Genomic DNA, 10,600 nt, shown 5'->3' with positions numbered 1-10,600 from the left:
CCCGGACGCGGCGCGCAGCAGCGCGGCGCTGTCGGCGTCGGACAGCGGCCGCAGCGGGAAGCGGGCGGCGCCGTCGAGCGCGGTGAGCGGGGAGCGGCTGGTCACGATGACGGCGCAGCCGGGGCCGCCGGGCAGCAGCGGCCGTACCTGCGCGGCGCTCGCGGCGTCGTCGAGGACGAGCAGGGTGCGGGTGGGCGCGAGCAGGGACCGCAGCAACGCGGCCGCCGCGTCGGTGTCGTCGGCGGCATCGGGGGCGTGCCGGGCCTCGGTGCCGAGGTCGCGCAGGAGGGCGGCGAGGGCCTGGCCGGGGGTGAGCGGGGTCATGCCCGGGGTGGCGCCGTGCAGGTTGAGGTGGAGCTGCCCGTCGGGGAACTCGTCCCGCAGCGCGTGCGCGGCGTGCACGGCGAGCGCGCTCTTGCCGACCCCGGCCATGCCGGAGAGCACGGCGACGGGCGGGGTGCCGTCGCGGCCGGCACCGGTGAGCAGGGCGCGCAGCCGCTCGGTCTCGGCCGCACGCCCGGTGAAGTGCTGGGGCTTTGGCGGGAGTTGGGCGGGCCGGGGCAGCCGGGTGGGCGAGGAGGTGGTCTGGCGCCCGCCGGCGAGGACGGAGCGGGGTGCCGGGGCCGCGGGCGCCGCGGTGGTCGGGGCGGGCGTGTCCGCGCGGAGGATGTGGCCGTGGGCCTCGCGTATCGCCTCGCCGGGTTCCACGCCCAGTTCGTCGACCAGGCGGCGGCGCAGGGCGCGGTGGACGGCGAGGGCCTCCGCCTGGCGGCCGGTGCGGTGGAGCAGCAGCATGAGCTGGCGATGGAAGGGCTCACGGAGCGGATGTTCCGTGACCAGGGCGGTCAGCTCCGGGAGGAAGGCGGCGGGTTCGGCGAGCGGGGTGCCCGTCGCCGCCGACTCGAGGAGCGCGTCGTACCGGCACTCCAGGAGCAACAGCCGCGCCTCTTCCAGGCGTTGTACGAGGGCGTGGCCCGCCGTCGCCGCCGAAAGGCCGGACAGCGGGGTGCCACGCCAGAGGGCGAGGGCCGCGCGGGCGGCCGCGTTGCGGCGGTCGAAGACGCTCACGTCGAGTTCGTCGTCGCCGACGCGCAGCCGGTAGCCGGGCGGCACCGCGCGCAGCCGGTCCGGGTCGTCGAGCAGGCGGCGCAGCCGGGTCACGTGGTTCTGCAGGGAGGCGTGCGCGGAGGCGGGCGGGCCGCCGGGCCACAGCGCCTCCTTGAGGGCGTCGGCCGAAACCACACGGTCGGGTTCCAGCAGCAGCGCGACGAGCAGGGCGCGGCCCTTGGGGCCCTGGACGGCCTGGGGTTCGCCGTCGGCGTCGAACACGGCGGGCACGCCCAGGAGCCCGAACCGCAGCTCTTCCGCCATGCGCGCCCAACTCCCCCTTCCCGCCGGGGCGGCCACCCGCGCCGTCCCGCCGGTCGTACGGTTCCGGCCACCCGCCCCGTTCCGGGAGACCGTTGGCCACATGTTAGCCATCTGTTGGCGTGGCCTGATGTGATCACTACATCGGACCTGGCCCCGCCGGTGCGCGCGTATCGACGCGTGGCTCGGGGGAGTGTCGCCGCCGCGGCCGGGTCCGCCCAAACTGGCCTCTGGCCCACTGCGTGTTTCCCCCCGCCGGACGGGGATTTTTCAGCCCGTCACCGGCAAGTGGACCGTGAACACGGAACCCTTGCCCCTCTCGCTCCGCACGGACACCGTGCCCCCGTGCGCGTGCACCAGGTTGCGGACGATCGCGAGGCCGAGGCCGCTGCCTCCCGTCGCGCGGGTGCGGGACTTGTCCGCTCTCCAGAAGCGGTCGAAGACGTGTGGCAGATCCTTCGCCGAGATACCGGTCCCCGTGTCCGCGACCTCGACGACCACGCCCGGCCCGTCGGGCCCCGCGTCCGCGCAGCGGCACACCACCGTCACCCGCCCGCCCTCCGGCGTGTGCCGGATCGCGTTGGAGACGAGGTTGCCGATGGCCTGGCGCAGGCGCAGCGGGTCGGCCGTGAGCCACGGGTCACCCTCCGCGGCGGCGGTGAGGCGGACGCCGGCCGCGTCCGCCCGGGCCTGGTGCGCGGCGACGACCTGCTCGGCGAGCTCGACGGCGCGTACGGGCTCACGGTGCAGCCGCAACGTACCGGCGTCCGCGGCGGCGAGGTCCTGGAGGTCGTTGACGATGTGCTGGAGGAGCAGGGCCTCCTCCAGGAGGGAGGTGACGAGTTCGGGGTCGGTGGCGACGACGCCGTCCTCCGCCGCCTCCAGCCACCCGCGGATGTTGGACAGCGGCGTCCGCAACTCGTGCGCGACGTCGCTGACCATCGCCTTGCGCTGCTCCTCCAGCGCCTTGCGGTGCGCGGCCATGTCGTTGAACGCGGCGGCGAGCTGGCTGATCTCCCCCGCCGACCGGGCGGGCACGGGCTCGGTCTCCTCGCCGGTCTTCATGCGCTGCGTCGCCGTGGTCAGGGCGCGCAGCGGCCGGGTCAGCCGGGTCGCGGCGAACGCGGTCGCGGCCACGGTGACGGCGAGGACCGCGGCGGCGAGCCCGACCAGGCGCGTGGTGTTGGCGCCGGAGAGCCGGAAGCCGCTCTCGGAGGGGCGGGAGCCGTCCGGGCTGGTGATGAACAACAGCGCGCCGGAGGACACGTACGGCCCGAGCTGCTCACGGCGGGCGCTGTCCACGCAGTTGGCGGCGAGCGCCTCGGCGGCGTTCACGGCCTCGTCCTTGCGCTGGGCGTCGGCGCGGCGGGCCGACTCCTCGGCGGGGCGGTCCGCCGCGCCGGCGGGCGGCGTGCTCAGGGAGGGCTCGCGGGGTTGCTCGGTGGGCCGCGTGGCCTCGCCGTCCGCGAGGCCCTCCGCGCCCGGGGCGGGGGATGGGACCGGCTCCGGGTAGTCGGGCGGAACGCTCGCGGGGTAGAGCCGGGGGGCGCCGCCCCGGCTGATGGTCAGGCCGAGCTTCACCGGCTCGGAGCCCTTGCGCCGCATGCACGCCTCGGCGAGCTTGTTGACCTTGTCGAGCGCCTTTCGCTCGGTCGCCGTGAAGACGTCCAGTTCCTGGGTGCCGCAGCTGTAGTCGGTGACCTTCACTCCGGGGTCGTCGGGCGTCTCCAGGGACGGGCGGCCGCTCGGCCCGACGACGACCTTGGCGTCGATGCCCCGTTGGCGCAGGCACTCGGCGTACTTCTCCGCGACGGCCCGGAGGTCGCGGCGTTCACGGGCGGGCAGCCGGAAGGGGCCGACGGCGCGCGGGTCGATGCGGTCGACGGCGCCGGTACCGGTACCGAGCCCCGCGCCCGATCCGGTCGTGTCACCGCGCGCGGCGGCCAGCGTCGTGTCGACGGACAGCGGGTCCACGACGGCGGACGGCCGGGCCGGGAGCCGGGCGGCGTGCTCCGGGTCGCGCCCGGCGGAGTCGGCGATGACCTTGCGGTCCTGGGTGGTCAGGGCGATACGGCGGCCGGTGCCGGCGGCGAGTTCGCGCACCGTGCGGTCGGCGCCGCGCCAGCTGGGGCGGGTCGCGGCGAGGCCGAGGAGCTTGTCGTAGATGCGGGCGTCGTCGGCGAGTACCTGCCCCTGCTCCTGCCGGATCGCCCCGGAGGTGGTCTGCGCGGCGAGCCACGCGGTGGCGGCGATCGACATGACGGAGACGAGGACGGAGACGACGAGGAGCCGGGTCAGCAGACTCTTGCGGACGGGCACCCGCCCGCGCGGCGAACCGGGTTTCTCACGCGCCGGACGGGGCCGCTCACGCGCCATGGCGGGCCGCCGCCCCGGTGTGCCGCTCGCCCGGCTCGGGCTGGGCGACGAGCTTGTACCCGACGCCGAAGACGGTCACGAGGCGGCGCGGCTTGCGCGGATCGGCCTCGATCTTCTTGCGCAGATTCAGTACGTGGACGTCGACGGTGCGGGCGGATATGTACCCCGACGAGCCGTGGATGCGGTCCAGGAGCTGCGGCCGGGTGAACACCCGCTCCGGTTCGGCGGCCATGGCGGCGAGCAGTTCGAACTCGCCGGGCGTGCACTCGACCCGGCCGCCGTCCACGGTCACCTCGTGCCGCCGCTCGTCCACGACGAGGCCGCCGGCCCGCAGCACGCGGGCGTCCGGATCCGGCGGGGGCTGGTGGGCGCCGCCGCCGGCCCGGCGCAGCAGGGTGCGGACGCGGGCCATCAGCTCGCGGGGGCTGTACGGCTTGGTGAGGTAGTCGTCGGCGCCCAGGTCGAGGCCGAGCAGCAGGTCGTCCTCGGTGGAGCGGGCGGTGAGCATGAGGATGGGCAGCGCGCTCGCGCCCGGGGGCGCCCCGGGGCCCGGGTGCTCCCCCGGCCGGGGTCCGGCGCGCAGCACGCGGGTCACCCCGAGGCCGTCCACCTCGGGCATCATCACGTCGAGGATGAGCAGGTCGGGCTCGTGCCGCCGCACCTGTTCCAGGGCGGCGCGGCCGTCGTGGACGACGCCGACGGTGTGGCCCTCGCGCTCCAGGTAGCGGCGGATCAGCTCGGCCTGTTTCTCGTCGTCCTCCGCGACCAGGACAAAAGCGCACATGCGCCCGAGCATAAGTGGACCTCGGCGGTCCACGGCCGTCGCGAGGACGCCCTGACAGGAATCACACAACTCGCGCGGCGGCCCTCGGCGGGTGGGCCGACCCGCCGTTGTTACCCGCCGGTTATTCTGGGATCTTTCGCCTCAGGAGGTGCAGGACCAGTGGAGTTCCGGCTGCTCGGAGCGGTGTCCGTCGCCACCGAGGCCGGTGAACTCCCGCTCGGCCCCGCGAAGCGCCGGGGCCTGCTCGCCACCCTGCTGCTGCGGCCCAACTACCCCGTCCCGGTGGAGCGGTTGATGGAAGCCCTGTGGGACGACGAGCCGCCGCCCCGGGCCCGCGGCGTCATCCAGGGGCATGTGTCGCGGCTGCGCACCCTGCTGGTGGCCGCCGACGCCGAGATGTACGGCGTCGAGCTGGTCACCCGGGGCACGGCGTATCTGCTGCGGATGCCGGAGACGCTCCTCGACGCGCACCGCTTCGAGGAGCTGGTGTCGCTGGCCCGCGGGCAGCGCGCGGTGGCCGACGCGGTGGCGATGTACGAGGAGGCGCTGGCGCTGTGGCAGGGCCCGGCGCTGACCGGGGTGCACACAGGACCGGCCCTCCAGGCGGCGGCGCAGGCGCTGGAGGAGACCCGGCTCGCGTCGGTGGAGCGCCTCGCGGCCGGGTACGGACAGTTGGGCGAGCACGCGCGGGCGGCGGCGCTGCTGCGCGCGGAGGTGACGGCGCACCCGCTGCGCGAGTCGCTGTCGGCGGCGCTGGTGACGGCGCTGCGGCGGGCGGGACGCCGCTCGGAGGCGCTGGACTGGTTCCACCGCACGCGGCGGCTGCTCGCGGACGAGCTGGGCCTCGACCCGGGGCCCGAACTGGCCGACGCGTACGCGCTCGCGCTGCGTGGGGAGGGGGAGGCGGAGGAGGCCGGGCAGCAGGCGGGGGCGGCGACGGCCCCCCGGGCGGCTCCCCCGGCCACAACGAGGCAGCCCGCGCCGTCCCTCGCCCCCCAGCCGACCCCCCAGCCCCCCTCGGCCCCGCATCCCCCGACGGCCGACCTGCTGCCCCGTGCACCGCGTGGTTTCCACGGGCGGGCGGCCGAGTTCACGGCGCTGTCCCGGGCGGCGGCGGGCGAGGCGCCGGTGTGCCTGGTCACCGGGCCCGCGGGCGTCGGCAAGACGGCGCTGGTGGTGCAGTGGGCGCACCGCAACCGCGCGGCCTTCCCCGACGGCCGCCTCTACGCCGATCTGCGCGGCTTCGCCGACACGGGCGAGCCGCCCCTGCTCGACGTGCTGCGCGAGTTCCTGCTGGCGCTCGGGGTGCCGCCGCGGCGGATACCCGAGTCGGCGAACGGCGCGGCCGCGCTGTTCCGGTCTCTGGCCGCCGACCGTCAACTCCTCCTCGTACTGGACAACGTACGAGAATCCGAGCAGGTCAGGCCGCTGCTGCCGGGCGGGGCCCGCTGTGTCACCGTCGTCACGAGCCGGTACCGGCTGCGTGGTCTGATCGCCACCGACGCGGCCCGGCCGCTGCCCGTGGACGTCCTCGAACCGGACGACGGCACGGCGCTGCTCGCCGGGGTGCTCGGCAAGGAGCGGGTGCTCGCGGAGCCGGTGGCGGCGCGGCGACTCGCGGAGCTGTGCGGCGGGCTGCCGCTGGCGCTGCGGGTGGTCGCGGCGCGCCTCGCGGACCAGCCGCGCGGCACGCTGGCCGCGATGGCCGCCGAGCTGTCCGACGAGTCACGGCGTGCGGTGCTGCTCGACGTGGAGGACACCGGGGTGCGGGCGGCGCTGCGGCTGACGCTGCGGCAGCTCCCCGCGGCCGTCGGGCACCAGTTCGCGCAGCTCGGCCGCCATCCCGGCACCCATGTGGACCGGTACACGGCGGCGGCCCTGGCGGGCACGGACCCGGTGGCCGCCGAGGCCGCGCTCGACCGGATGACCGCCGCGCACCTGCTGACCCGGACCGCGCCGGACCGCTGGACCCCGCACGACCTGGTCCGCCTGTACGCCCGCGGCCTGGACGCCGACCCCGAGGCGCTGCCGCGCGTCCTCGACCACTGCGTGGCCACCGCGCTCGCCGCGGCGGGGGCGGCGGAGCCCGGCGACGAGGCGTGCTTCACGCTTCCCGCCGACTTCCGCGAGCCGTGCGCGGTACGGGAGTTCGGCGACCGCGCGGCGGCCATGGACTGGTACGCGGCCGAACGGGAGGACCTGGCGCTCGCGGCGGCCGCGGCGGCCGCGGCCGGGCTGCACGACCGGACGTGGCGGATCGTGCTCGCGCTGTGGCCGCTGATCGTGTGGCGGGTACGGGACGGCTGGGCGCCGCTCCTGGAGACGGCGCTGCGCGCGGCGCGGGCCTGCGGTGACGCGTACGCCGAGGCGCGGGTGCTCGCGCTCCTCGGCTGGGTGCTGACCGAGGAGGGCCGGACGGCCGAGGCGCTGGCGTGCCTGGAGGCGGCGGTGCCGCTGGCGGCGCGGGCGGGCGATCCGCGCGGGGAGGCGACGGCGCTGGTCAACCTGTCGCTCGCGCAGGCGGCGCTCGGCGGCACGGAGGAGGCGGTGCACGGCTGTGTACGGGCGGTGGAGCTGGCCCGCGGAGCGGGCGACGGCCACACCGAACGCCTTGCCCTGCACCATCTGGCGCGCCACCAACTCGCCGCCCGTGACTGGCAGTCGGCCCTCGACACGGCGACGGAGGCGCTGGCCCTGACCGCCCAGGAGCCGGCGGACACCCCGAGCGCCGCCCGGGTCCTGCTCACCATGGCGGCCGGTGAGGCCCTGCTCGGCCTCGGCGACGAGCCGGAGGGCATCCGCCGCCTCGACCACGCGGCCCACGAGGCGGAGACGACGGGGTTCGACGAGGGCGCGGTGCGGGCGCTGGGGGCGCTGCTGCGGGTGTCGGGCGACGAGGGGTTCCGGGAGCGGTACGCGGCGGCGGTGGGGCGGATGGCGGCGACGGCGGAGTCCCCCGAGGGGACGTGAGCGGGACGGCAGTGGCGCGTGAGCGGGACGGCAGCGGGTGCGCCCAGGCTGGTCACATCGGCGGGAACGACCGCCACGACCACACCGCCCCAGGGGGAACACCATCATGCGTACGTCCCGGATCCGCACCGCCGCACTCGCCGCCACCACCGCCGCACTCGGCCTCGCCCTGACTGCCTGCGGCAGCTCGGACGACAACAGCGGCGCGGGCACTTCCGGCGGCTCCGGTTCGGCCGGTCCCACCAGCTCCGCCGGATCCGCTGGTTCCGCCAAGGGCTCGACGGTCGGCGCGGGCAAGGAGTCGGCCGCGAGCACGGCCAAGGGCTCGGGCAACGGCTCGGGCAACGGCTCGGCCGCGGGCTCGGGCAAGACGTCCACCGTCGGCAAGGAAGCCACCACCGCGGGCCAGGGCGCGAAGACCTCCGCCGCCGGGGTCCGGGCCTGCGACGGCCAGGAGATGTCGTACTCCGTACTGCACCGCTTCGCGAAGCAGCGTGGCGAGCACCTGCTGATCACGGCCACGAACGCCGACTCCAAGCCGTGCTACGTCACTTCGTACCCCTCGGTGATGCTCGGCGACACCGTGGGTGTCCTGCCGCACTCGGGCAAGGACACCCCGGGCGGCGGCAAGGCGCTCGTGGTGCAGCCCGGCGGCAAGGTCTACGCGGCCGTGAACCTCTTCACCGACAGCGCGAAGACGCACGCCTCCTCGAACCTCAGCATCGCCATGCAGGACCACACGGGCGACACCGGGCCCGGTGTCGAGACGGAGGCGTTCGACGCCAAGGGCGTGCCGTCGAAGTTCACGTGGACCAGCGCCGACGTCACCAACTGGAACACGGCGAAGCCCTACGGCTTCTGACTGTCGAGGGTCGCGGAGCGGCGGAGCAGGGTGCGTTCCCAGTGAGGTGCGCCGGCCCGTTCGGCGAGGGCGAGTGCCTGGCGGTAGTGCGTCGCCGCGGTGGCCGGGCGGCCGAGGGCCAGTGCCAGGTCGCCCAGGTACTGGGCCACGGGTTCCAGGGTCAGTACGCCGCTTCCGGCACCGGCCAATTCCCCGGCGGCGGGAAGCAGGTCACGATAGAGGGCGTCGAGTACGTCTCGCGGGACGTCGGTGCCTCGTAGCGCGGCCCGGGCCCGCAGGCACAGCCGGGCCTCCAGCAACTGGTCCCGGGGGACGGCCTGCCTCGGGTCGGCGCCCGCGCCGCTCTCCCCGTCGCTCCCCCAGCCGCTCTCTCCGCCGCCGCCCTGCACCGCCAGGCACTCCAGGGCCGCCTCCAGCAACCCGTCCATCCCGGACATCCCGCTCCCCCGCATCCGCCGCGCCGCCGCCCGGCTCGCGGTCTCCGCCTCCTCCATCCGCCCCGCGACCGCCGCGCGCAGCGCCCCGTACCACTGTGTGAACACCCCCACCAGGGGCAGCCCGTGCCGCTCGGCGAGCCGGTCGACGGCGGCTGCGTGCGCGTCGGCGCGGTCGAACTCCGCGAGCGCGGAGTGGGCCTGGAGCAGCATCAGGTGGCCGAGTACCTCGAAGGGGACAAGTCCGTGACGGGCGGCGAGGTCGGTCAACTCGGCGCCGACGCGGGCGCGTTCGGGGGCGAGTCCGGCGCGGTGGAAGGTGTGCAGGTAGCGCCCGTTGAGGGCGAAGGCGAGCAGCGCGGCGGGCTCTTCCGCGCCCGGGGCCTCCTCCATCGCCGCGCGGGCGAGCGTCTCGGCCTCCCGGGCCGCGTCGGCTCCGATGCCCGTACGCGAGCCGCGTGTCTCCATCGCGACGGTGCTGAGCAGGCGGCACCGCACGGCCCGCCGTCCCGGACTCGCGTCGTCCGGGAGGGCGTCGAGGGTGCGCAGGGCCGCCGCGACGATGCGCCGGGAGAGGGGCTCGTCGTCGTTGCGGGCCCAGATGCCGGGTACGTCGAAGGCGCCGATGACGCGGGCGGTCAGCTCGGGGTCGCCGGTGGCCTCGGCGGCGACGAGCGCGTCGGCGCGGTGCCGGCGGGCCTCGGCGAGCGCGCCGGTGACGGCGAGGTTCCGTACGAGTCCCATGAGGAGGGTGAGGCGCTCGCGGGTACGGGCGCCGGTCCCGGCGGTGTCGTACGCGTCGGTCCTGGCCCCGGCCGCGTCGTCCGCCTCGGTCCTTCCCCGGTCGTACGCGTCGAGTGCCGCACCCCACAGCCGGGCGGCCTCGTGCGGTGCTCCCCTCGCCTCGGCGCGCCGGGCGGCGCGGGTCGCGAAGTCGGCGGTGCGGGCGGCCGGGGCGCGGGTACCGGCGCTGACCAGGTGGTGCGCGATCGCTTCGACGGCGTCCGGCCGCAGCCGCTCCAGGATCTCGCCGAGGGCGGCGTGCAGGCGGGCGCGGCGGAGCGCGGAGAGGTCGCCGTACAGGGTCTCGTGGACGAGATCGTGGGCGAACTCCACGCGTTCGGGGCGGCGTTGGTCCACGGCCAGGAACCCCGCCCCGGCACCGGCCTCCACCGCGTCGAGCACCGCGTCCTCGTCCCCGGTCAGCGCGGCGAGGGCGTCCAGGTCGACGACGGGCCCGAGCACCGCCGCCTGCCGCAGCACCGTCCGGGCCCCGGGCGGCAGGGCGGCGAGCCTGCGCCGGACGATGTCCCGTACGCCGTCGGGGACCTGGGACAGCGCTGCGGTGCCGTCGGCCGCGTACAGGCGGGCGATCTCCCGTACGAAGAAGGGGTTGCCGCCGCTGCGCTGCCGGACCGCGCGGGCGGTCTCGGCGGTCACGGGGCGGTGGGCCACGGCGCGCACCAGCTCGCCGACCGCCTCCTCCGGCAGCCCGCCGAGCCGCACCCGTACGGGTTCGGCCCGTGCGACCCGGCCGAGCAACTCCCGCAGCCGGGAGGGCACTTCGACATCCCGGTACGTTCCCACGACCAGCACCGCGCGCTGGAACGAACGCTCTATCAAGTCGGCGAACAGGTCCAGGGTCTCGGCGCCGGCCCACTGCAAGTCGTCGAGTACGAGCAGCACGGGACGGCCCCGGTCGGCGACGCCCACAATCCGGTCGCCCACCCACCGGTGCCACCGGAATCGGGCACCGGACACATCCTCGCCCCCTGCGCCCCCGGCCCCGCCGCTCCGCGGCGGTTC

At 76.2% G+C, this 10,600-nt stretch carries 6 protein-coding genes; 2 read left to right on the top strand and 4 right to left on the bottom strand.

The features are described 5' to 3' along the window. The 3 genes from STRAU_RS22605 to STRAU_RS22595 all read right to left on the bottom strand — a co-directional run. On the bottom strand, window positions 1-1,371 hold a 1,371-nt coding region (locus STRAU_RS22605; RefSeq protein ID WP_037661177.1), incomplete at its 3' end, for an AfsR/SARP family transcriptional regulator. 267 nt (window positions 1,372-1,638) lie between these two features. Next, window positions 1,639-3,744, bottom strand: coding sequence for a sensor histidine kinase (locus STRAU_RS22600; protein ID WP_052029196.1), 2,106 nt, complete (start codon window positions 3,742-3,744; stop codon window positions 1,639-1,641). Then, complete coding sequence (locus STRAU_RS22595; RefSeq protein ID WP_037661181.1) at window positions 3,734-4,528, bottom strand: response regulator transcription factor; 795 nt, start codon at window positions 4,526-4,528, stop codon at window positions 3,734-3,736. Before STRAU_RS22595 ends, STRAU_RS22600 begins: the two co-directional genes overlap by 11 nt. 159 nt (window positions 4,529-4,687) lie before the next feature. Here STRAU_RS22595 and STRAU_RS22590 point away from each other — a divergent pair, with 159 nt between their 5' ends. Together STRAU_RS22590 and STRAU_RS22585 are read left to right on the top strand one after the other, a co-directional pair. Further along, complete coding sequence (locus STRAU_RS22590; RefSeq protein ID WP_016642701.1) at window positions 4,688-7,498, top strand: AfsR/SARP family transcriptional regulator; 2,811 nt, start codon at window positions 4,688-4,690, stop codon at window positions 7,496-7,498. Between the two features lie 106 nt (window positions 7,499-7,604). Continuing rightward, window positions 7,605-8,360, top strand: a complete 756-nt coding sequence (locus STRAU_RS22585) for a DUF4232 domain-containing protein (protein ID WP_016642699.1) — start codon at window positions 7,605-7,607, stop codon at window positions 8,358-8,360. On the opposite strand, the gene STRAU_RS22580 is transcribed toward STRAU_RS22585, so the two are convergent. Beyond that, window positions 8,348-10,522, bottom strand: coding sequence for an ATP-binding protein (locus STRAU_RS22580; protein WP_052029195.1), 2,175 nt, complete (start codon window positions 10,520-10,522; stop codon window positions 8,348-8,350). The genes STRAU_RS22585 and STRAU_RS22580 overlap by 13 nt on opposite strands. Between the last annotated feature and the right edge of the window lie 78 nt (window positions 10,523-10,600).

Origin of the sequence: Streptomyces aurantiacus JA 4570 (genome assembly GCF_000414115.1) — a bacterium.
Classification (GTDB): Bacteria; Actinomycetota; Actinomycetes; order Streptomycetales; family Streptomycetaceae; genus Streptomyces; species Streptomyces aurantiacus_A.
Note: the sequence above shows the minus strand (reverse complement) of the source record. Positions and strands in the feature narration are given on the sequence as shown.

Coding starts and splice junctions, on each gene's coding strand:
- STRAU_RS22600 (WP_052029196.1), bottom strand. CDS start 3,744: ATGGCGCGTGAGCGGCCCCGTCCGGCGCGTGAGAAACCCGGTTCGCCG.
- STRAU_RS22595 (WP_037661181.1), bottom strand. CDS start 4,528: ATGTGCGCTTTTGTCCTGGTCGCGGAGGACGACGAGAAACAGGCCGAG.
- STRAU_RS22585 (WP_016642699.1), top strand. CDS start 7,605: ATGCGTACGTCCCGGATCCGCACCGCCGCACTCGCCGCCACCACCGCC.